General features: G+C 69.7%; 18 protein-coding genes and 3 pseudogenes. 10 read left to right on the top strand and 11 right to left on the bottom strand.

Features of this window, described 5'->3' with window-relative positions; all coding sequences use genetic code 11:
• The first annotated feature begins 111 nt into the window (after window positions 1–111).
• On the top strand, window positions 112–531 hold the full coding sequence (locus SNA_RS20795; RefSeq protein WP_030063559.1) for an ATP-binding protein: 420 nt from the start codon (window positions 112–114) through the stop codon (window positions 529–531).
• A 376-nt stretch (window positions 532–907) separates the two neighbouring features.
• Here SNA_RS20795 and SNA_RS20790 read toward each other — a convergent pair whose 3' ends face one another.
• The gene (locus SNA_RS20790) at window positions 908–2,056 is read right to left on the bottom strand and encodes an acyltransferase family protein (RefSeq protein ID WP_037788559.1); all 1,149 of its coding nucleotides are present in this window, start codon (window positions 2,054–2,056) and stop codon (window positions 908–910) included.
• Between the two features lie 122 nt (window positions 2,057–2,178).
• Between SNA_RS20790 and SNA_RS44765 the strand changes: the two genes are divergently transcribed.
• Window positions 2,179–3,324: a nucleotide disphospho-sugar-binding domain-containing protein gene (locus SNA_RS44765; RefSeq protein WP_157880022.1), complete on the top strand. Its 1,146-nt coding sequence runs from the start codon at window positions 2,179–2,181 to the stop codon at window positions 3,322–3,324.
• Window positions 3,325–3,425: 101 nt separating this feature from the next.
• Here SNA_RS44765 and SNA_RS20780 read toward each other — a convergent pair whose 3' ends face one another.
• Both SNA_RS20780 and SNA_RS38445 read right to left on the bottom strand, forming a co-directional pair.
• On the bottom strand, window positions 3,426–4,631 hold the full coding sequence (locus SNA_RS20780; protein ID WP_030063556.1) for a cytochrome P450: 1,206 nt from the start codon (window positions 4,629–4,631) through the stop codon (window positions 3,426–3,428).
• Window positions 4,628–5,344 carry a tRNA-dependent cyclodipeptide synthase gene (locus SNA_RS38445; RefSeq protein WP_030063555.1) on the bottom strand — a complete coding sequence of 239 codons (717 nt, stop codon included), beginning with the start codon at window positions 5,342–5,344 and terminating at the stop codon, window positions 4,628–4,630. Before SNA_RS38445 ends, SNA_RS20780 begins: the two co-directional genes overlap by 4 nt.
• Window positions 5,345–5,452: 108 nt before the next feature.
• On the opposite strand from SNA_RS38445, the gene SNA_RS20770 reads away from it, so the two are divergent.
• The 3 genes from SNA_RS20770 to rfbD are packed head-to-tail and all read left to right on the top strand — an operon-like array spanning window position 5,453 to window position 8,405.
• Window positions 5,453–6,520: a glucose-1-phosphate thymidylyltransferase gene (locus SNA_RS20770; RefSeq protein WP_030063554.1), complete on the top strand. Its 1,068-nt coding sequence runs from the start codon at window positions 5,453–5,455 to the stop codon at window positions 6,518–6,520.
• Complete coding sequence (gene rfbB / locus SNA_RS20765) at window positions 6,517–7,503, top strand: dTDP-glucose 4,6-dehydratase (protein WP_030063553.1); 987 nt, start codon at window positions 6,517–6,519, stop codon at window positions 7,501–7,503. The genes SNA_RS20770 and rfbB overlap by 4 nt, the downstream gene beginning before the upstream one ends.
• On the top strand, window positions 7,497–8,405 hold the full coding sequence (rfbD, locus tag SNA_RS20760; RefSeq protein WP_030063551.1) for a dTDP-4-dehydrorhamnose reductase: 909 nt from the start codon (window positions 7,497–7,499) through the stop codon (window positions 8,403–8,405). Before rfbB ends, rfbD begins: the two co-directional genes overlap by 7 nt.
• Window positions 8,406–8,407: 2 nt before the next feature.
• On the opposite strand, the gene rfbC is transcribed toward rfbD, so the two are convergent.
• Window positions 8,408–9,028 carry a dTDP-4-dehydrorhamnose 3,5-epimerase gene (rfbC, locus tag SNA_RS20755; protein WP_030063550.1) on the bottom strand — a complete coding sequence of 207 codons (621 nt, stop codon included), beginning with the start codon at window positions 9,026–9,028 and terminating at the stop codon, window positions 8,408–8,410.
• Window positions 9,029–9,530: 502 nt separating this feature from the next.
• Between rfbC and SNA_RS45035 the strand changes: the two are divergent.
• Window positions 9,531–10,013: pseudogene (locus SNA_RS45035) on the top strand (helix-turn-helix transcriptional regulator); the annotation flags it as partial.
• A gap of 159 nt (window positions 10,014–10,172) precedes the next feature.
• On the opposite strand, the pseudogene SNA_RS20750 reads toward SNA_RS45035, so the two are convergent.
• Window positions 10,173–10,622: pseudogene (locus tag SNA_RS20750) on the bottom strand (amino acid permease); the annotation flags it as partial.
• 439 nt (window positions 10,623–11,061) lie between these two features.
• Here SNA_RS20750 and SNA_RS20745 point away from each other — a divergent pair.
• The gene (locus SNA_RS20745) at window positions 11,062–11,868 is read left to right on the top strand and encodes a nucleotidyltransferase domain-containing protein (RefSeq protein WP_030063547.1); all 807 of its coding nucleotides are present in this window, start codon (window positions 11,062–11,064) and stop codon (window positions 11,866–11,868) included.
• Window positions 11,869–12,145: 277 nt separating this feature from the next.
• Here SNA_RS20745 and SNA_RS20740 read toward each other — a convergent pair whose 3' ends face one another.
• Window positions 12,146–12,940: a metal-dependent hydrolase family protein gene (locus tag SNA_RS20740; protein WP_241779763.1), complete on the bottom strand. Its 795-nt coding sequence runs from the start codon at window positions 12,938–12,940 to the stop codon at window positions 12,146–12,148.
• A gap of 9 nt (window positions 12,941–12,949) precedes the next feature.
• Here SNA_RS20740 and SNA_RS20735 point away from each other — a divergent pair, with 9 nt between their 5' ends.
• Entirely contained in the window at window positions 12,950–13,144 is a 195-nt protein-coding gene (locus tag SNA_RS20735) for a hypothetical protein (protein ID WP_030063545.1), read from the top strand.
• A 402-nt stretch (window positions 13,145–13,546) separates the two neighbouring features.
• Here SNA_RS20735 and SNA_RS20730 read toward each other — a convergent pair whose 3' ends face one another.
• The gene (locus SNA_RS20730) at window positions 13,547–14,434 is read right to left on the bottom strand and encodes an ADP-ribosylglycohydrolase family protein (RefSeq protein ID WP_044366150.1); all 888 of its coding nucleotides are present in this window, start codon (window positions 14,432–14,434) and stop codon (window positions 13,547–13,549) included.
• A gap of 694 nt (window positions 14,435–15,128) precedes the next feature.
• Between SNA_RS20730 and SNA_RS42605 the strand changes: the two genes are divergently transcribed.
• Window positions 15,129–15,446 carry an SH3 domain-containing protein gene (locus SNA_RS42605; RefSeq protein WP_157880021.1) on the top strand — a complete coding sequence of 106 codons (318 nt, stop codon included), beginning with the start codon at window positions 15,129–15,131 and terminating at the stop codon, window positions 15,444–15,446.
• A gap of 343 nt (window positions 15,447–15,789) precedes the next feature.
• Here the strand turns inward: SNA_RS42605 and SNA_RS41975 are convergent.
• Window positions 15,790–15,945 (bottom strand): annotated as a pseudogene (locus SNA_RS41975) (DUF317 domain-containing protein); the annotation flags it as partial.
• An 88-nt stretch (window positions 15,946–16,033) separates the two neighbouring features.
• Window positions 16,034–17,302 carry a hypothetical protein gene (locus SNA_RS20720; RefSeq protein ID WP_063894093.1) on the bottom strand — a complete coding sequence of 423 codons (1,269 nt, stop codon included), beginning with the start codon at window positions 17,300–17,302 and terminating at the stop codon, window positions 16,034–16,036.
• A gap of 279 nt (window positions 17,303–17,581) precedes the next feature.
• Between SNA_RS20720 and SNA_RS44175 the strand changes: the two genes are divergently transcribed.
• The gene (locus tag SNA_RS44175; protein ID WP_241779762.1) at window positions 17,582–18,790 is read left to right on the top strand and encodes a hypothetical protein; all 1,209 of its coding nucleotides are present in this window, start codon (window positions 17,582–17,584) and stop codon (window positions 18,788–18,790) included.
• Between the two features lie 501 nt (window positions 18,791–19,291).
• Here the strand turns inward: SNA_RS44175 and SNA_RS20710 are convergent.
• Both SNA_RS20710 and SNA_RS20705 read right to left on the bottom strand, forming a co-directional pair.
• A complete protein-coding gene (locus SNA_RS20710) occupies window positions 19,292–19,480 on the bottom strand; it encodes a hypothetical protein (RefSeq protein WP_030063539.1) in 189 nt (62 codons plus the stop codon).
• A gap of 20 nt (window positions 19,481–19,500) precedes the next feature.
• On the bottom strand, window positions 19,501–20,391 hold the full coding sequence (locus tag SNA_RS20705) for a nuclease (protein ID WP_338059812.1): 891 nt from the start codon (window positions 20,389–20,391) through the stop codon (window positions 19,501–19,503).
• Window positions 20,392–20,406 lie beyond the last annotated feature (15 nt).

The raw sequence follows: 20,406 nt of genomic DNA, 5'->3' as shown, positions 1-20,406 counted from the left end.
AGACAGGCGTTCGGTAATGCCGACCGGTGTTCATTGACCGCCTCCGCCGTCGCCCATAGCGTCGCCCTCAAGACCGGTGTTCAGCCGGTAGCGGGCCTCGGAGGAGGCGGCATGACAGCACAGCTTGAAGTGGTGTTCCGGGAGGTGGCCGAGCATGTCTGTCCGCTGCCACACATCCCCGAGGCCGTCTCGGTCGTACGCCGGCGGATGCGTACGGTCCTGGCCGACTGGGACCTGACCCCGGACCTCGCCGAGGACGCGCTCCTCGTGATCTCGGAGCTGATCACCAACGCGGTCGTCCACGCCCTGCCGCCGGCGGCGCTGCGGCTGTCACGGCTCGGGGTCGGCGGGCGCAGCGCCCTGCGCGTCGAGGTCACCGACGCGGGGCCCGTGTCCACCGGCCGGTTGTCCGCCCAGCCCATGGACGAGCACGGCCGTGGGCTCGGCATCGTCACCACCCTGGCGGCCGAGTGCGGCACGCGGGTCCACGAGACCGGTGTCACACGGTGGGCGGAGTTCCTTGCAGCGTGAGCAGGGTTCATCCCGGCCCGGCCCCAGCGCGTGCCGGGCCTGGGGACCACGGTCCGCGGCGGCGGGCGGGATGCTCTCCACCGCGAGCCGCCGTTCCTCGGGCAGATCGAAGAACCGCCTGGCCGGCTTCAGAGGTTCCGCCGACCGTTGCTCGGTGATGCGCCCCGGTCCTGTCGGTGGCGATACGTACGCGCGCTACTGGGCCGGTGGGACGAGAAGGCGGCCCTCACGTCGGGCAGCCGGGCCGTCAGCAGCCTCACGGGCCGCGCGGTCCTCGAACCCTCCGGCGGCGAGGACGGCCAGGGAGACGGTGTACACGGCGTCGCGGAGCATCGACGAGAGGGCCCGGGGCCGTGCGTCCTCCTCGCCCCCCGACTCACACCGCCTTCCCGGGCTCCTCGGACTCCGCCGTGGCCGGCGCAGGCGCGGAGCCGGGAGCGGGTCTCCGCCGCCGCGCGAATCGCCGCATGCAGGGCTGCTCCACCAGGGCGTACAGCAGCCATGCCATGAGCAGCGCCACGGGCAGCCCCAGCACGCCCGTGGCCAGGCCGGACCAGGCGGCACCGGTGAAGTGGTCGACCACCAGCAGCGCCAGGGTGTGGACCAGGTAGAAGGCGTACGAGATCTCGCCGAGGAAGACCATCACCGGCGTCCGCAACGGCGACCGGGCGCCGCGCAGATCCAGCGAGGCGGTGGCCCGGATCAGCAGTGTCAGCGGCACCACTCCGACCGCGGCGAAGAGGAAGACCGGCGGCAGCACGGTCGCGCCGAGGACCAGTGAGGCGAGTAGCAGTGCGGACGAGGCCCACACACCCGTGCGCCGCTTACGGTCACCGGACCGCATACCGGTGGCCAGGATGATTCCGAGGACGAACTCCGGCAGACGGCAGAGCGGCAGGAAGTAGGCGAACCACAGCTGGTCCCGGGGCACCGGCCAGGGGAATCCGGGCAGCGGCGCGCCGTGCAGCGCGTAGGAGACCACCGGTACGGTCCACACGGCCGCCGCCATGCAGACCGCGGCGGCCGCCAGCCGCCGTGGTGGGATTTTGCGGACCAGGGTCAGCAGGAGCGGGAACAGCAGATAGAAGAAGACCTCGCACGCCAGCGACCAGGAGACGATGTTTCCGCTGCCGATCAGGGTGTAGTTCGGCAGCCAGGTATGCACCAGGAGAATGCCCGGTACCAGCGACAGGACCGAGCCGGACGGCTGCACCGCCATGCCGATGACCAGGAAATAGATCATGAACAGCACCAAGGCGGTCAGGTGGTTCGGGTAGATCTTGACGACCCGTCGGCGCCAGAAAGCGCGCGCCGTGTCCCCGGGGCGGGCGAACCGGGTGAGCACGAAACCACTGAGGATGAAGAAGAGCGACACCGCCAGCGGGCCCAGCAGTTCGGTCGGTATCCATGCCCGGCCCCGCAGGCCGAGGAAGACCGCGTGGCAGAGGTACACCCCGAAGGCGGCGACGAACCGCAGACCGGTCAGGGACGGCAACCGCTCGGGCGGCGAGGTCGTCGGCGTCATGGTGAAACTCCCCGGTGCGGGGGCGCGGCTGCGTTGCCGACCCGTACCTCGCCCGTATAGTCGCGACCACCTCGGCACCGCCGCCCACCTCCGCAGGGGAGCCCGCCGTGCGCATCCTTTTCGTGGCAGCACCCGGAGTCGGCCATCTGTTGCCCGCTGTACCGACGGCATGGGCGGCGCAGTCCGCCGGCCATGAGGTGCGGGTGGCCGCGACCGGCCCGAGCCTGGACATGGCGACCCGGCTGGGACTGGCCGCCGTTGAGGTCTCGGACGGTACCGCCGCCCACGCCTACCGCCGCCTCGCCGAGCGTGCGATGGCCGCCCGGCCGGCGGCCCACGACCTGTCGACCGCCTGGCAGCGGTTCACGCGTCCGCCGCGGCCGGAGGGTGGCCAGGACCAGGCCGAGGGCGGCCAGAACGACGACGTCTCCGAAGCGCTGGAGGTGGGTCGGCAGATGACCGACGGGATTCTGCGCGCCATCCGTGACTGGGCGCCGGACCTGCTGGTGTTCACCTCCTTCATCGGCGGTGGACAGTCCGCGGCCGACCAGGCGGGTGTCGCCTCCGTCCACATCGGCATCGGCATGCCCCACCCCGACCTCTCCAAAATGCTGCCGGACCCGCCCGCCCCGCCCGTGCTCACCGCCAACGTCTGCCCGCCGAGTCTGCACCCGCCCGGTGCCAAGCCCGGTGTGCCGCTGCGGTTCGTGCCGTGCAACGGCGGCGGGGTGGTACCCGACTGGCTGCTCGTCCGTCCCCGGCGCCCGCGGATCTGCGTGACCTGGGGATCGGTTCTCCCGGAGCTGGGCATGGACGAGACCCTGGCCACCGTGCTGGAGGCCCTGGACGGCATCGACGCCGAGGTCGTCCTCGCCGTCGGCTCCGCCACACCGCCGGCAGGGCGTACCCTTCCGCCTGGCGTCCGGACGGTCGGCTGGGTTCCGCTCACCGCGCTTCTGCCGGGCTGTGCCGCGGTCGTCCATCACGGAGGCTCGGGCAGCACGTTCACCGCGCTCGCCCTCGGTATCCCTCAGGTGGTGATGCCACACGCCGCGGATCAGCCGATCAACGCGCAGGCCGTACTCGGCCGAGGAGTCGGCACGGCCCTGGAGAAGACCCGCCCCGGCCGTGCCGAGTTGCGCGAAGCCGTGGAGCGGGCGCTGGGTGACGCGGAGATCCGCCAGGCGTGCTCCGAGGTGCGGGAGGAGATCGCCGCCATGCCGGGACCGGACGCGTTCGTCCGGCGGCTCGCCGCGGCGGCGTCCTGAGCGCACGGGCGGAGCGGCAGGGCAACGGTCCGTACGGGAGGCCGTCACCGGGCCGCTGTCGCTGCCCGCCGCCCCGCGGGACGGCGAGCCCTGCGGGCGCGTCACCAGCAGACCGGCACCCTGGCCGGCCGGATCAGTTGAATGTCCACCTGCCAGGGCAGGTCGTCCTCGGGCACGGCCAGGAACAGGTCGGGGAAGCGCCGGAACAGGGCCGCGTAGGCGGTGGTCAGGAAGACCCGTGCGAACGCGCCTCCCAGGCAGAAGTGCGGTCCGGCGCCGAAGGTCGCCGACATGTCTCCGCTGCGATGGATGTCGAACTTCTCCGGGTGCCGGTAGTGCCTGGGGTCCCAGGTGGCGCCGAGCATCGGTGCGCAGACCCCGTCGCCCGCCGCGATGCGCACACCGTGCAGGGTGACGTCCTCGGTGGCCACGCGGGGCAGGCCCAGGACTCCGTTGTGGTGGTAGCGCAGCACCTCGTCCACCGCCTGCGGCCACAACTCCTCTTCGGCGACACAGGCGTTGAGCTGGTCGGGGTGGCGCATCAGGGTCACCGCCCCGGTGGCCAGCGGTGGTACCAGCGGCTCGGACCCGGTGACGAGGAGATAGCTGGCGGTGCCGTGCAACTCCTCGTCGCTGAGGACGCCTTCGGCCTCGGCCCCGACCAGCGCCCCGAGGGGCCCGTTGTGGTCGCCGTCCGCTCGTTTGGCCTTGATGATCTGCTCGGTGAGATCCAGCGTCGCGGCGGTCGCGGCGGCGACATCCGCGGCGCTGACCACCAGGCTCGTCTGGGTGCGGAAGGCGTCCAGGTACGCGGCCCGCTGCTCCAGGGGTATGCCGAGAACTTCGCAGCTCACCCTGAGCGGCAGCGGCGCCGCGTACGCCTCGACGAGATCGGCGGGGTTCAGCCCGGTCTCCATGGCGTCCAGCAGGCCCTCCGCGTGCCGGGCGATCATCTCCGTGTGCCGGGCCGCCGCCGAGGGCGTGAAGTGCGGCGCGAGGATGTGGCGGATCCGGGCGTGGTCGGCGCCGTCCAGATTGAAGATGCCGCCGGGCACGGCGGTGAAGTCCTCGCCGACGAAGCGCGGCGCGCCGGGGTAGACCAGGTCGCGGGAGAAGACCGGTTGGGTGAGCAGCCGGGTGATGTCGTCCTTCCGGGTGACCATCCAGACCTGTTGGCCACTGGGCAGGAGCACCGGGCACACCGGGTGGTGCTTGCGCGCCCATGCGATGACCGGGGGCGGCGTGCCGTGCGGGCCCAGCGCGAAGGGGTAGCGCAGGGGTGGGCTGAAATCGTCGACGCGGCTCATCCTTCCCTCCTTTCGAGGGCGGTCGGCGGTGGTGTGACGACGGCGAAGCCCTGTCCGGCGACCGGCCACACGGTCGGGGAGCGGCCCAGGATCAGCGGGGTCAAGGGGCCCAGTTCGCGGTGGTAGACGACGACCGACGACTCCGTCGCGAAGATCGCCGGGCTGTCGAGGATCAGCGGGAGTTCGGCGAGCGGATAGCTGACGGCGAGGTCGACCTGCTGCTCGGACGGCTGTCCGTCGCAGTGCGTCCGCAGGGCCTCGCGGGCGGTCTCCCGGCAGGCGGCGCGGACCACCGGATCGCGCGCGTACTCCGTGCGGACCCGTTCGTGCAGTCGGGTGTACGCCCCCCGGCTGGCGAGCGTCGTGGAGGTGTGGACGCGCGTATGCGGTTCGGTGTCGCCGCAGGACCGCAGGGCGTCGACGGCGGCGTTGCGGAGGCGCTTGGCAGCCCGGCGGGAGCGGTGCACCGCGTCGCGGGGACTCATGCCGGCGCCGGTCAGCGTATGGGCGGTCTCCCAGCCAGGGATGAACACGTCCGTACGGTCGAAGTGATGGTGACCCCAGGCCACCAGGTCCCGGACGAGCCGCGGCTTGTAGTAGCCGTTGAACGGGCTCAGGCCTATGAGGACGTGTTCCGCACGGTTCAGGATCCGCTGATGGCGGCGCGACAGGGTACGGACGGTAAAATCGCCTATATGGGTATTTGCGCTCATGAATACGCATATTGCCACCGGCATTGTCGGCTCGCGCGCGGACCGAAGGCTCGCCGAAGATGAGCCGATGATTCCGGTTGACGGCAAGCCGCCCATATGATCACCGCCGTGAAGGCTCTTGTGCTGGCCGGAGGCGCGGGCGTACGGCTCCGGCCGATCACCCACACGTCCGCCAAGCAACTGGTCCCGGTCGCCAACAAACCGGTGCTCTTCTACGGTCTCGAGGCAATCGCCGAGGCCGGAATCACTGACGTCGGCATCGTCGTCGGTGCCACCTGCCAGGAGATCCGGCAGGCCGTCGGGGACGGATCGGCGTTCGGCCTCGACGTCACCTACATCCCCCAGGACGCCCCGCTGGGGATCGCCCACGCCGTGCTCATCGCCCGGGACTTCCTCGGGGACGACGACTTCGTGATGTATCTGGGTGACAACTTCATCATCGGTGGCATCACCGGCCTCGTCGGCGCCTTCCGCCGGCAACGCCCGGACGCGCAGATCCTCCTCACCGCCGTGACCGATCCCACCGCCTTCGGTGTGGCCGAGCTGGATGGCTCCGGCAGGGTCATCCGACTGGAGGAGAAACCGCCCCGGCCCAAGAGCGACCTGGCGCTGGTCGGGGTCTACCTCTTCACTCCCGCGGTCCATTCCGCCGTACGGGCCATCCAGCCTTCCCGGCGCGGCGAGCTGGAAATCACCGACGCCCTCCAATGGCTGCTGGACAACGGCAAGGACGTACGCTCCACGGTCGTCTCCGGCTACTGGAAGGACACCGGGAACGTCACGGACATGCTGGAAGTCAACCGTGCCGTGCTGGAGACGGTCGAGCCCTGTACCGACGGATCCGTCGACAGCGACAGCGAGATCATCGGCCGGGTGTCCATCGCCGAGGGCGCCCGCATCCGCGGGTCCCGCATCGTCGGCCCGGCGATCATCGGCCGCGGCACGACCGTCGCCGACTCCTACATCGGCCCGTCCACCTCGGTCGCCGAGGACTGCCACGTCCACGACAGCGAGATCGAGTTCTCCATCGTGCTCCCGGGCTCCTCGATCCGCGGTGTCCGGCGGATCGAGGCGTCCCTCATCGGACGCGCCGTCGACGTCGCCCCGGCATCGACGACGCCACGCGCCCACCGGTTCGTCCTCGGCGACCACAGCTCGGCCAGGATCTGCTCATGAGCGCCGAGGCGATCCTCGTCACCGGAGCGGCCGGGTTCATCGGTTCCCACTACGTGCGCACCTTGCTCGCCGCCGAGCCGGGACACGGTGACGCGGCCGGTACACCCCGCATCACCGTGCTGGACAAGATGACCTACGCCGGCAACACGGACAATCTGGCGGCCGTCCGCGACCATCCCGCCTGCACCGTCGTCACCGGGGACATCTGCGACGCCGGGCTCGTCGCAGAGCTGATGGGCAATCACCAGTACGTGGTCAACTTCGCCGCGGAATCCCATGTCGACCGGTCCATCGCCGACGCCGCGGACTTCATGACGACCAACGTCCTCGGTACACACACCCTGCTGGACGCCGCCCTGCGCGCGGGCGTGCGGACCTTCGTCCAGATCTCCACCGACGAGGTCTACGGCTCCCTCACCACGGGCTCCTGGACGGAGACCGCGCCCCTCCTGCCCAACTCGCCCTACGCCGCCTCCAAGGCGGCCGCCGATCTGACCGCCCTCGCCTACCACCGCACCCACGGCCTGGACGTCAGGATCACCCGCTGCTCCAACACCTACGGACACCACCAGTACCCGGAGAAGCTCATCCCGCTCTTCGTCACCCGGCTGCTGCGGGGACAGAAGGTGCCGCTCTACGGCGACGGGCTGAACGTCCGCGAGTGGCTGCACGTCGACGACCATGTCCGCGCCGTCGAACTGGTCCGGACCGCCGGCCGCCCCGGCGAGATCTACAACGTCGGCGGGGGCACCGAACTCACCAACCGGGAACTGACCGGTCGGCTCCTGGCCGCCTGCGGGGCGGGCTGGGAGCTGGTCGAGCAGGTCGCCGACCGCAAGGCCCACGACCGGCGGTACTCCCTCGACTCCACGAAGATCTGGGAAGAGCTGGGGTACCGCCCGCGCACGGACTTCGCCACCGGCCTCGCCGAGACCGTGGCCTGGTACCGCGACAACCGCCACTGGTGGGAGCAGACATGGTAGTCCGCTGGCTGGTGACCGGGGCCGGCGGATTGCTCGGGCGGGATGTGTGCGCCCGGCTCGCCCGGCTGGAGGGTACGGAAGTCACCGGGCTGCTCCGCCGCGATCTCGACATCACCCAGGCCCGCGCCGTCCGCGCCGCGTTGCATGCACACCGGCCTGACATGGTGGTGAACTGCGCCGCATGGACCGCCGTGGACGACGCCGAGACCCACGAGGACGCCGCCGCCGGCGTCAACGGCGACGGGCCACGCCATCTCGCCGAAGCCTGCGCCGAGTCCGGTGCCCGGCTGCTCCACCTCTCCACGAACTACGTCTTCTCCGGCGACCCGGAGGGCCCCCGCGCCGAAACCGACCGTCCCGGCCCACGGAACGCCTACGGACGCAGCAAGCTGGCCGGGGAACAGGCCGTGCTGGCGGGTCTGCCGCACACCGGCTATGTCGTCCGCACCGCCTGGCTCTTCGGCGCGGGCGGCCGCAACTTCGTCCGCACCATGATCCGGATGGAGCGCGAACGCGACCACGTCCAGGTCGTGGACGACCAGCGAGGCCAACCGACTTGGACCGTCGACCTCGCCGACCTGCTCGTACGGCTCGGTCTCGGCGCGCTGCGCGGTACCGCACCGGCCGGCGTCTACCACGGCACCAGCCGCGGCGCGACCACGTGGCACAGCCTGGCCCAGGAAACGTTCCGTCTGCTGGGCGCGGACCCGGGGCGGGTGGAGAGCATCACCAGCCAGGAACTGGCCCGCCCCGCCGCCAGGCCGGCCCACGGCGTGCTGGGCCACGCGGCCTGGCGGGCTGCCGGGATCGAACCGATCCGGCATTGGAGGGCCGCGCTCACCGAGGCGTTCCCTGCCCTGCTCGCCGCCGAGCGGCAGCGGCCGCCGGGCACCGGTCCGTAGGCTCACTGCCGCTCTGACCGGGATTCCGACCGAGCCGGGCGTCGTTCGTAGTGAGCCAGACACCGGTCGAAGAACGGGAGCAGTCCGGCCCGTTCCGCCTCGGCCAGCGACGGGGCGCCCTCGTCCTTCTCGGACAGGACCGGTTTCAGCCCGGCCGGCCAGTCGATGCCCAGTTCGGGATCGAGCGGATGAATGCCGTGCTGGCGCCCCGGTGCGTATCCCTCGGAGCACAGATACACCACGGTCGCGTCGTCGGACAGCGCCATGAAGGCGTGGCCCAGTCCCTCCGCGACATAGAGGGCACGCCGGGTCCGGTCGTCGAGCCGTTGCGCCACCCACCGCCCGTACGTCGGCGAGCCCAGCCGGATGTCCACGACCACGTCCAGCACCGCCCCCCGCACACAGGTGACGAACTTCCCCTGGCCCGGCGGCACATCGGTGAAGTGCACCCCGCGCAGCACCCCGCGCCGGGACACCGAGCAGTTGGCCTGGAGGACCCTCAGGTCATGGCCGGTGCATTCACGGAACCGTTCCGCGCGGAACCACTCGTGGAAGGTGCCCCGGTGATCTCCGAAGACGTCTGGCTCAGTGATCCACGCCCCCGCGATGTCCAGTGCCCGCACCTGACACCCCTTCACTCCGTGCCCTCACGGCTGGTTACGGAATCTGACACTCCGCTCTCCGGGCCACCACCTTGCCACGCACTTGGCCGGGCCACCGAGCACTCCGGCCGGTGTGGCGGGACGGCCTCGGCCCTGACCGTGCCGCACCGCTGCCGCCGTGACGTTCGCACACTCGACCACGAGTGCCGGATCGCCCCACCAGCCGGCAGTTTCCCACCTGCGGCAAGGGGCGCGTTCCCGGATCCTCTTATCAGCCTCAGCACCGGCTCTCTGTCAGCACCAGCTCTCTGCCAGCACCGGCTCTCTGCCAGCACTGGCTCTCTGTCAGCACCGGCTCTCCATCAGCATCGGCTCTCTGTCAGCACCGGTCCAGACTCTCAGCCGCCTACGAAGTCCGTGCACCGCTCCGTGGCTCCGCCCCCGAACCTCACCGGGTGTTGCTGCGGCGGCTGTCGGGGGAGGCGTACCAGGTGGACCGGCTACCGGGCGCGTCAGCGAGCGGATGCCGCGGCGTCCGGTGGGGGCCGTCGCTCTTCCGCCAGTACCAGGTTCCCGTCTTGTTGCCGTCTCCGCGCTTCGCACGACGTTTTCTCCCCGCCGCCGGTTCGGGCTCGGAGGCGGGGAGAACGCACCGGAGAAAATGCGCTTAGTGGCCAGTTTGGCCGTAGGCGAGGCGTTCGGCATCTTTAAGTGCTTCTCTTGTGGACCGTTTGGGGGTGGAGGGCCGTGGCTCTGCGAAGGGGGACGTCCATGCGGGGACCGGAGCGGGTTCGTCGCTGCCGGAGGTGGGCCACGCTACGGAGGGTTCCAGCGGTGCGCGGTGCTCCGTCTGACCCTGCACCACGCCGCCGAAGAAGAGATCCACGGCGCATGGATGACCGGGGAACTCGCCACCCACGGCTACGAGATCAGCCCCGGCATCTCGTACCCGACGCCGCACCGGCTGGAGGACGACGGGCTGCTGACCTCCGAGCAGCGGGTGGTCGACGCCCGCACCCGGCGCGTCTGCAAGCCGACCGAGGCCGGGAAGCCGGCCCTGGCCGAGGTCCGGCAGGCGCTCAAGGAACTGGCCCGCGAAGTCCTCGGCGACGACGCCCGTAGTCCGGGAGACGGCCAGCGGCCGGCAGCGCCCACTGCGGCAGTCGAGCGCGGACTTCTGTACCCCGGCGTAGTTCACAGCGGTCAGCGCCACCACCGCCGCGACCGCTACCGCGTGGGCCTGGCCCGGCCACACGTACGAACCGACCGTCAGCGCCATCGCCGCGCAGGAGGCGGTCTTGCCGACGACGAAGCCCCACCCCGCGAGGTAGCCCCAGAAATCGCCCAGGCGCTCACGGCCGTAGACATAGGTGCCGCCCGACGCTGGATAGCGCGCGGCAAGGCGGGCGGACGATGTCGCGTTGCAGTACGCGACCACGGCCGCCAGTGCCAGACCGAGCAGCAACCCGGACCCGGCCGCGCGAGCCGCCGGAGCGAGCGCGGCAAAGATCCCGGCACCGATCATCGACCCCAGGCCGATGACCACGGCGTCGGACACCCCCAGCTGCCGGTGCAACTCGTCCGGCACGATGCCGGCGGCCGATGGCTTGTTCATGGCCCCACTCCTTCGGCGGCGCGGCGCACGTCTTACGGAATCCGATATCGGCAGACGAAATGGGACCGGGGCAGGCCGCTTCGACCCAACCCCACCTGGGGCCAGAGCTGCGTGAAACGCGATTCTCATACATGAGTAGTGCTGAGAGATCACGGGCCCCGTCGGATCGTGTCCGGTTTGGCCTTGATCTTCGTTCTCATAACCTCTCGTAAAACGGCTTTCGCGCGATGCCCTGCTGATGGGCAATCAGGAAGTAGTGACGGCGACGCAACCCTGCGGGTTGGCGAACGAACGAGGGCGGCGAGGTCGCGTCTGTCGATCCTGGCGGACCGGTGCTGCGCCGCCCGCTCGCGGATGGGTGGGCAGTGCGATTCGCGGACGCCTCACAGTCTCGGAAATCCGCTCGGCAGCACACAGCGGCACAAGGCACAGTGGGCGCATGAATGATCGTGGTTTGGACCGTGACGGGACGATCGCACGTGAAGGCGCACTGGACCGAGTGCCGGCAGCGTTCGTCCCCGTCGTCGATGCCGCCCGCGCTCATATCACCGAGACGTTCGGCGGAACGCGCCTGCACAGCGCCTACCTCTACGGCAGCATCCCCCGTGGCACCGCCACGCCCGGAGTCTCCGACCTCGACCTCCAGCTCGCCCTCCACGACGAGCCCACCGAAGGCGATCGGGCTGACGCCAAAGCGATCGAGGTTGTACTCGACCGTGCATTCCCGCAGATCGACGGCGTCGGGATCCTGCTGAGCAGCACGCGGGTTCTGCTCAGCGACGTCGAACGTCACGACGGCGGATTCTTCATCGCCTGCCTCTGCACCCCGTTGCTGGGCCCTGACCTCGCAGAACAACTGCCCCGTTACCGCCCCACAGTCGTACTCGCGCGGGAGACCAACGGTGACCTCGCTCGCGTGCTTCCATACTGGCGTGCCAAAGCAGCCGAAGCCACCACGGACGCCGATCGCCGGACCCTCAGCCGGCTCGTCGGCCGTCGTACGGTCCGCACAGGATTCACCCTGATCATGCCCCGATGGGGCGGCTGGACCAGCGACCTCGACCAGTCCGCCGAGCTCTTCGGCCGCTACTACCCAGAGCGCGTCGAGCAGATGCGCGTCGCCGCGTCCATTGGCCGTGCGCCCTCACCCGACCCGGCGGTGCTCGGGATGCTCATCAACGATCTCGGCCCTTGGCTCACAGCCGAATACACAGCTGTGCACGGCGAGAAGGCCCCACGGTCGTGACGGGCGTGAACGACCCTCGGAGCCGCAGCTTTGCGTGTGGTCCCTTCTGTCCGCCGCGTCGTCGAAGCTGAGCATGAGCCAATCGCGCGGTGACGCATGGGAGTTGGATGTGTGGCGAGGCGTGGACGCGCAAGAGTGCGACAACAGGGGCCCTGGTGCTCGAGTGGCGTCGTGAACCGAGCTACCGAGGGGCCCTGTGTTCATGCGCCGACGTTGTCGCGATCACCCGATCCAGAACCGACTGATCAGGCCCACCGGCCGGTGAGCGGAAGCCTTCTCAGAGGACGGCACCGGCTTTGACCACGTGCCGCAGGTGGCGCTCGGGGCGGGTGAGGACGGCCAGGTCCGCCAGCGGGTCGCCGTCCACGACGAGCAGGTCGGCGTGCGCGCCCGGCGCGAGGGTGCCGATCTCGCCCTCCATCCGCAGCAGGCGGGCCGCCGTGCTCGTGGCGGAACGGATCACATCCGCAGCGGGCTGGACCTCGGCGCGCAGGGTGAACTCCTCCAACTGGGCCGGGTGCAGCGGCCCGAGCAAGTCGCTGCCGTGGACCAGATTGACGCCCGCGCGATGGGCCTTCTCCAGGGCGGCCAGCCCATGGTCGCGGACCTCGGTGAGCTTGCGGTAGGACGACTCCGGCAGGCCGGACTGCCGGCCGAGCTTCGCCGTCTGCTCGTAGGCGATCAGGGTGGGCACCAGGAAGGCGTCCCGCTCCAGCAGCAGGGCGATGGTCGCGTCGTCGATCAGGTTGCCGTGTTCGACGCAGCGCACGCCGGCCCGCAGGGCCCGATCGATGGCGCGCGGGTGGTAGGCGTGCGCGGTGACGTACCGGTTGTGGTTCTCCGCCTCCTCCACTGCGGCGCGTATCTCGTCCTCGCTGTACTGGACGGCCGCGATCTCGTCGTGCGGCGAGGCCACCCCGCCGGAGAGCAACACCTTCAGATGGGCGGCGCCCTTGCGGAACTCGTCCCGGGCCGCCGCGCGGACGGCGTCGACGCCGTCCGCGATCCGGGCGAAGTCGGGACGGCTCTCGCAGCAGGGCACCGAGTCGTCACCGAGCGGGTCGCCGTACACGACCGCACGGTGACGGCGGCGCTGGCGGCCCTGCTGGAGCGGGTCCTGCCGGAGTTGGTGCCGCCCGGGGCCTCCGCCGAGCAGGCCGCCGAGGTGATCCTGGCCGCACGCGAGGGCCTGCTCGCCCGCACCGCCGCGGGTGGCCCGTCCTCCGAGCAGTTGCTGAACGCGACAACGGCGGTGCTGGCCGGGCTGCTGGGCTGACACGAGGAAGGGGGGCCCGGTCATGTACGGACGCCGCCCGTTCGCCCGATCCGGAACCCGGCTCGATCGGACAACTCAGCTGCTCGATCAGGCAACTCAGCTGCTCGATCGGACAACTCGGCTGACTGGTAAGCAGAAAGCTTCTGAGAGACGGCGCCCTTCATCAGCGTGCCGGTGCGGCCGAGGGTGCCGGCGCCCGGTTTCCAGTCCGCCGCGGTGGTCTGCACGGGCTGCTGAAGGTGGTTGTGCTGGGCGGTGGCTGGCGCCGCGACCGCACTGGTACCGGCGGCGTCGCTTCTCGTCTGGGCGCCACAGCCTGTCAGCAGGCCGGCGCGCGTGCTTCGGCCCGCCGATCGAGGTGTCCTGGCATGAGGGGCGGTGGCCGGCGCACTCGGGCAGGCGTTAGTGGGGCAGCGGTTCCCGGCGCTCGGACCACTCCGGCGGCAGCCCGCCGGTGCCCGTCCGGGCCGACACCACCCCGCCCGTGATGGCGCAGGTGGTGTCCACATCGCCCAAGCCTGCTGCGGTCGCCCAGAGTGCGGTCGGCAGGTCGTCGGGGTGCCGGGCGGCGCACCACAGCGCGAACGGGACGGTGTCGTCGGCGCGGACCATGCGGCCGTTGCCGAGGGCCGCCGCGGCGGCGACAGGGTCGGTGTCCGGCGGCAATCCGGCGGCGGCCAGCAGGCCCCGTCGTACCGCGCCGTCGGGGGTGCGGTCGGCGACCGCGGCGGGTGCCGGCGGCTCGCCGCGGGCCGATAGGGCGGCTGCCACGGCCACCGCCACCGCGCCCGCGACGCCCTCGGGGTGGGCATGGGTGACCCGGGCGGAGCGGGCGGCCTGTTCGGCGGTGCGGTCGAGGTCGTCGTGGAACCAGGCGCCCAGCGGGGCGACCCGCATCGCCGCGCCGTTGCCGAGGCTGCCCTCGCCGCCGAAGAGGGTGGTGGCCAGCGTCTCCCATTCGCCGGGGGTGGCGGCGACGCGGGGCAGCAGGGCGTGCATACCGGAGCCGTAACCGCGGCCGGGGTCGGCCTTGTAGCGTGCGGCGAAGCGCTCTGCGAGCGTCTGCGACCGCACCTCGCCATGTGTCTCCAGGACGGCGAGCAGCTCCAGCGCCATGGCGGTGTCGTCCGTCCAGTGCCAGTGCGGGTCGGGCGGTGCGATGCGCTCCGAGATCAGCCGGCGGGCCTCGGCCTCGGGGCGGAACAGCCCGAAGAAGCGCTCCCCGAAGGCATCGCCGAACGCCAGCCCCTCGATGCTCCTGCGTGCCGCGGTCCGTCGTCGGTCATCCATGCGGGGATCCTGCCATGACGCAGCACCAGCGGTCTGCCTGCCTCCGTGGGCCTTCTCGGGAAGAGTCACCAGGCTGTCCGATGTGAGGTCACTGCTCGCCACAACTCAACCTCATCCCCTGCCAGTAGTAGCGCTAGAAAAACACCAGGCCGAGCAGGTAGAGGACAATGGCTGATGGCGGCTCAGGGTTGACATCTGGCTACTGGCTTTCAACCGACACCGTGGTGTTGGGTAAGCGCCCTTCAGTTCTTCATGTGTGCATTGCCGTGCTCGATTCGGATGCGTCGTGAGGAGTGGGCTTTGCGCTGCTGTTCGTGCCGTGCCTCGTATCAGGCGGGAGCGTTCTTCTTGAACTTGTGGTGTGGCGGCTTCACCACCCGTTCACGGCGTTCTGCTGGGTCTTGCCGGAGGCGAACTGTCCAGGTCCCTGCGGCCCGCGGCCGGCTGCCCAGCGGCCCGGTACTCCGCCACGATGCGCTCACGCGCCCCAGCCCCCGTCATGCACAGTCAGCGAGCTACCGGGGCACCAAGCCACGGCCAACCGTGCAAGAGGGCGTTAGGAGAGGCCCCTATGCATAAATGGGAAGCACCAGCCGTTACACCGGAATTTCATCGCCGCCTACTAGCGTGCACCGGGAATTGACCATGCGATATTCCGGTATTCGCGAATATCGCCTCCGGCCATGGAGACCTAGTGCGTAAACTCGCTTCAAAGCTGACACTGGTTGGCCTGTCCGTCGCTTTCCTCGGAGGAGCGCTCCTGTCCCCGCAGGCACAGGCGGCCCAAGCCGCGGCAGGAGTGCCCGGGCGCTTCATCGCAGACGCCGACATCCTGGCAGCCCCCGACGGAGCGATCGTGGGCAAAGGCCGGAACGGCCAGCAAGTCACCATCAACTGTCAAACGGCTGACGGGAACTGGTGGAACCTCAATGCCCCGGAAGCCGCCGGCTGGGTATGGCAGCCGGACCAGGTATTGCGCGAGTGGGGGACCCCCGACCCCCCGGTCTGCTGACCCTTTTCCCGACTCGATCAACCCATCAGGTTCCCTGCCGGTCACAGGCTGGCGGGGAACCCCACACGTCGGTGAACTACTCATTCACATTTCCCAGTGGACTCGCCCACTTCCCAGTGGACTCGCCCATGGCCTCGACGACCGGGCGGCACGGTGCCCACTCGCCTGGGGCGGCCGGGACCGAACCTGGTGCTCCCAACCCCGTGGGTCGGGGGCACCATCACGTTCTGGCTCCGGGGTGTGAAGCCGCGATATCCCGCATGTCAGAGCACAACACGAAGCCCGGCCTCCCTGCCAGGGAGGCCGGGCTTCGTGCGTCGTAGGGGGGTGGGGCCGACGCCCAGCCCGCCGGAGCGCGCAGGAGCCGGTCCCTCGTGCTCTCGGGCAGCACCCGACGCAGGACCGGCGCGGTGGAGCTGAGAGCGCCCGCGAACACGGCGACGAGGTCGTGCGGCACGCTGGCACCGAAGGACGCGGCCCACAGGCACGGCGCGCCAAGCACCATCGATCAGGCGTCGTTCCAGCAGCATGCGACCGACCGGGGGTCCACATCGGACACCTGGCCGGTCGTGTGTTCTCAGCGGGCTTTACAGCTGTGGCTGCGGCATCCGCTGCCAGCTGAACGGGCCGTAGGTTGTGTCGGTGACGGCGTAGTTGGCGTTCGGGTCGGCTGTCAGTTTCAGCCATTCCAGCGGAGTGGTGCTGCCGTGCACGACGATCCGGTGGAAGTTCGAGACGTTGTAGTACGGGTGCTCGTTCCAAGCGTTGTCACCCGGGTCGTGGGCGCACACGCCGGCCCCGGTGGCCGGGTCCGTCTCGCCGGTGCACGTCGCCGTCGGCGACAGCGGGTTGTCCGAGCGGTACAGGTGCGAGTCACCGTTGAGCATCAGCACCGGACGGCCGAACTCGGTCGTCTTCGCCGCGACCTCGCTGATGACCGGCTCGTAGTTCGTCAGGTGGTCCTTGGTCTTGCCGTCGAGGTCCCACACGTCGGCCTGCGACGTGATCACCACGGCCTTGGCGTGCTGGACCGCCGCGTCGGCGAAGGCGGCATCGAGCCAGCGGACGTCGGCCGCGGTCCGATTGGTCCGCTCGTCGGTCTGCGCCTGAGTCGCGGTCGGCACCTTGTACCAGGGGTCGGCGTCGTTGTTCGAGCCGCCGGGCACGTTGATGGTCACGAAGACGATGTCGTTCTGTGCCCACCTCACGTTCTCGGCGTACTGGGCGTCGCCCGGGTGGCTCGGGTCGTAGGCGGTGGCCTGGGACACCACCTTCAGTGTCCCGCTGCCGAGGGTGCGGCCGGGCTGCGCGAAGAAGTTCTGCCGGACTTTGGCCAGGTTGTCGAGCGGGTTGCCACAGTGGTAGCTGACGCAGTCCGCCGTGTTGGTCGACAGGCCGCTCGTGCCGATGTAGTTGGTCGTGCCCGAGGCCGAGTCGTAGAAGCCGCCGCCCTGACCGGGCGAGGTGAGACTCGACGCCTTGTGGCAGTCGGCCCACTCGTTGTCGCCCGGCGTGTAGACGAGCGGCTTGGTGAGGGTCTTCCACACGGACGCGATCGAGGCGTCGTAGTCCTCGGTGCAGAACTCCTTGCCCGAGTGGATGTCGCCCACGTGGATGGCGTCGCTGATCGTCGGGTCACTGTTGATGGTGCCGATGAACGCCGGGGTTTTCTGGAACTGCGAGGTGTCGGCGGTCTGGCCCGCGGGCGCGTACGCCGACCTGCCGTACGGCGAGTCGCCGAACACGGCGAGTGTCACCGGGCTGCCGGCTGCCGATGCCGTGGCGACCGACCCCACCGACCCCACCGAAATGGCAAGGCCGACGGCAACGAGCGTGATAAGCCCGCGTCTTAGCATGCGTCCCTCTTTCAGGTCCGGTGTGCGGGGGGCGCTCCAGTGAACTGATACTCAGGGAGCGCGACATGGCACCAATGGCGACCTGGAGATGACGAACCGGCGAAATTCCGACCGCGGCCGCAGGCCGGATCGCCCTCTGCACAACTCCAGGGACCACAGGACCCGGAACCACCGCAGCAGGTCGTACGCGTAGCTCCGGCAGGTCTCGGGCAGCCTGTCGCTTACTGCACAGTTCTGGGGGAGTGGGTCGGCATTCGGCCATTGCGGGTGGGTACGTTCTTGTCCAGCGCACCCATCGGGATGTCCGAGGCCGTGCGGCGGCTGCCGCGCAGCCCCACCGTCCCCGCTGAAGCCGGGGAGCGATGTCTTGAACTCCTCGCGGGCATGGCGGATGTGGACTTCGTCCACGATCTGAACATCGACCGCACCCACATCCGCGGTGGTCGGGCGTGCCACGGCGGGTTGTGTCTGAACGAGCTGGATCTGTACGTGTGGTACGCGCAGATCGACCGCCGGCCCGGCAGCTACCACATCGAGGCGCTGCGGACCCTCAGCCAGGGCACCCGGGTCGTCGTCGACCCCGAAAGATTCGCGGTAGGCGTCGACACATACCGGGCTCATCTGCTGGCCATCAGCTTTGCGCGGGTCGTTGGTTCGGGGAACAGTTCCGTGTCGTTAACTGCACTTCACCTGAAGGAATGCGTTCGCAGGTCGTGCTCCGTCGTCGTACCAGGGATGGGGATCTGCAGCGGTCAAGGCCACGCCTTCGGCGTCACTGGCGCGGCGGGCTTCGCCCCTGGGTACCGTGTGAACATGTCCACTCGCGCTGAGCTGCGTCGGATTCGCCGTATTCACCGCTGGATGCAGATCATTCTGCCGAGGGTGGTCAGACGCGTGGTCAACGGCGACGTATCGCAGCCCGGTTGGCTGCCTCACCGCTGGATGACCCTGGTGTCCGGTGACGTCGACCTGGACGCGGGGGTCGGCGCAGTCTGGCTCGTCCGGCGTCCCAGGTCCGCGAAAGCGGAGACGCACACCGCACTGATCGAGCGCTGCGGCGAGACGTGGCAGTACACAGGCGGCGGCAGTGCGTCGGACGGTGACCTGCCTGCCGGGAGGCTGGCGGTGGGCCAGCCGGGGCAGGTCGGCATGATCGAGGTCGGCGAAGGCACAGGTGGTCTGAGCTATGCCTATCGCCTGCGGGGGTCTTGTCATCCGGACATCATCGGGACGGCCCCGTGGGTCGGTTCCAACATGCTCCAGGTGGCGGCCGAAGTGGATCATCTCCTCCTCGGCGATCGACGGATCGAGGTGCCCGGACACGGCAGGTTCATCGTCGTCTGGAAGTCCCCGTATACAGGCCACGGGGGGATACGACCGCTCATCGTGGCAGTGGGGCGCGACGGCTCGGAACTCTCCAGGATCGGCCCTCACGACAGTATGGACAGCTATACCTGGGCACAGTTGAGCGGCCAGGTGGAGCAATAGCTGTGAACTGCCCGTGACCCCTCTCAGTCAAGGTGTACCAACGTGAGGCTCTGACCTGCGATGGTTCGGATCGACTGAGGTGTCGGGAGTTCGATTGCCTTGCTCAAGGTGAGCAGTCGGGCATAAGTAGGTGCCGTTCAGCTGTGGTCGTGAGGTGTGTAGGCCTGGATGATCTGGTGTGGGGGTTGGCGGGACGGCTCGGCGGTGCTGCCGGGGTGTGGTGGTCCGGTGACGATGGCTGCGGGGGCGGTGTTGTGGTCTGGGTGGTGCAGGTCACGGCGGTGGGCTGAACTGGGGCGGACCCGGCAGCAGGTGAATGCGATGCGGCGGGGCGAGCTGGCGGAGCATCCGGTTCACCCCCGTCGCGGCCGACTGAACACGCCCACCGATCAACCCGTCCCCCCTGCCTGGTGCGGAGCTGGGCGGCATTCCACAAGAGCTACGCGATGGAGGGAGGGCTCTGGCGCAGAACAGTGCACGTACCTGGTCGACGTCACCGCGTTAGCGATCCTGGTCGCCAATCAGTTGGTGGCGGCGGTTGGGCGCGGTAGATGGCGGATGAGCCTTGAGGAGGGGCCAGATCAGGCCGTCCTGGTACTGCGCGGGTGTGCCTTCGGCGCCCCGGGCGTCCAACGAGGCTACGACGGCGAGAAGTGCAGCCGGTGCCTGGAAGTTGGTGTCGGCACTCATGGTGCGTCTCGTTCTCCGGTCTACTTCTCGACAAACACGAGGTCTTCGATGGGACGGGTCATCCGGAAGGTGCCGTTGGTGACCTCGACCACGTGATGGAGGCCGGTGATGCTGTCGCGCTGTCCGGGGACGTGAAACTCGTCGGCGCCACCGGCCAGGTAGGCGGGGAGACAAGCGAGCGGCGGGCCGAAGAGCCGGACGTAGTCGGCCAGGCGGCGGAACAGCTTGGGCACGATCACCAGCTCGTCCGTGAGAGAGGCGAGCCCCTCGATCTTCGCGCCGGTGGTGGTCACGTCGTACAGCCAGACGCTGTTGGGAGCCTTGGCCGCCCTGGCCTGCTGCGCGGTGGCGGTCATGTCCGCCCGCAGCTCCTTGAACAGGCTGCTGTAGAAGGTGGGGTAGACCAGGCCCAGGGACAGCAGGTGGTGGTTGACGGTCTGGTGCAGCATGTCGAGGGCGACGTCGATCCGGGCGCCGCTCTTCGCGGGCTTCGGGGGGTTGCCGACCTTCGGCGGGTCGCCGCGCCCGATCAGCGCAACGCACCGGCCGTAAACGTCGGCGCCGGTGGTGAGGATGTAGCCGGGCACGGTCTCGGGGGCCGAAGCAGTGACCTTCTCCTCGGTGTCCTGGGTGACGTCGGTGAAGCCCAGCCAGTTCAGCAGTTCATCCCGGGCGGCGTGCGCGCCGAGGTTCAGTGGCTGGTGGACGAAGTCGGGCCCGACGCCCTTGTAGTGGGTCTCGGCGGCGTCGATTCCGTCCAGCCGGATCGAGGCACCGCCGTGCTCGTCCCGCTTGACGCGGTGTTGGCCGGGGACCTCACACCAGAACCCCGGGTCGCGCGGGGTGAAGTGGACGGTGTCACCGTCGGGCCGGTCGCCGAGGATGCGGTACGAGCCCGTAATGAGCAGCATGGGCATATCTACCTC

The organism is Streptomyces natalensis ATCC 27448 (assembly GCF_000935125.1).
GTDB lineage: Bacteria > Actinomycetota > Actinomycetes > Streptomycetales > Streptomycetaceae > Streptomyces > Streptomyces natalensis.
The sequence above is the reverse complement of the archived record's forward strand: the minus strand, read 5'-3'. Positions and strand labels throughout refer to the sequence as shown.

Bases quoted from the DNA above. Each gene is read 5' to 3' on its own strand.
- SNA_RS20795 (WP_030063559.1), top strand. From the start codon at position 112: ATGACAGCACAGCTTGAAGTGGTGTTCCGGGAGGTGGCCGAGCATGTC.
- SNA_RS20790 (WP_037788559.1), bottom strand. From the start codon at position 2,056: ATGACGCCGACGACCTCGCCGCCCGAGCGGTTGCCGTCCCTGACCGGT.
- SNA_RS20780 (WP_030063556.1), bottom strand. From the start codon at position 4,631: ATGAGCCGCGTCGACGATTTCAGCCCACCCCTGCGCTACCCCTTCGCG.
- SNA_RS38445 (WP_030063555.1), bottom strand. From the start codon at position 5,344: ATGAGCGCAAATACCCATATAGGCGATTTTACCGTCCGTACCCTGTCG.
- rfbB (WP_030063553.1), top strand. From the start codon at position 6,517: ATGAGCGCCGAGGCGATCCTCGTCACCGGAGCGGCCGGGTTCATCGGT.
- rfbD (WP_030063551.1), top strand. From the start codon at position 7,497: ATGGTAGTCCGCTGGCTGGTGACCGGGGCCGGCGGATTGCTCGGGCGG.
- SNA_RS20745 (WP_030063547.1), top strand. From the start codon at position 11,062: ATGAATGATCGTGGTTTGGACCGTGACGGGACGATCGCACGTGAAGGC.
- SNA_RS20730 (WP_044366150.1), bottom strand. From the start codon at position 14,434: ATGGATGACCGACGACGGACCGCGGCACGCAGGAGCATCGAGGGGCTG.
- SNA_RS20720 (WP_063894093.1), bottom strand. From the start codon at position 17,302: ATGCTAAGACGCGGGCTTATCACGCTCGTTGCCGTCGGCCTTGCCATT.
- SNA_RS20710 (WP_030063539.1), bottom strand. From the start codon at position 19,480: ATGAGTGCCGACACCAACTTCCAGGCACCGGCTGCACTTCTCGCCGTC.
- SNA_RS20705 (WP_338059812.1), bottom strand. From the start codon at position 20,391: ATGCTGCTCATTACGGGCTCGTACCGCATCCTCGGCGACCGGCCCGAC.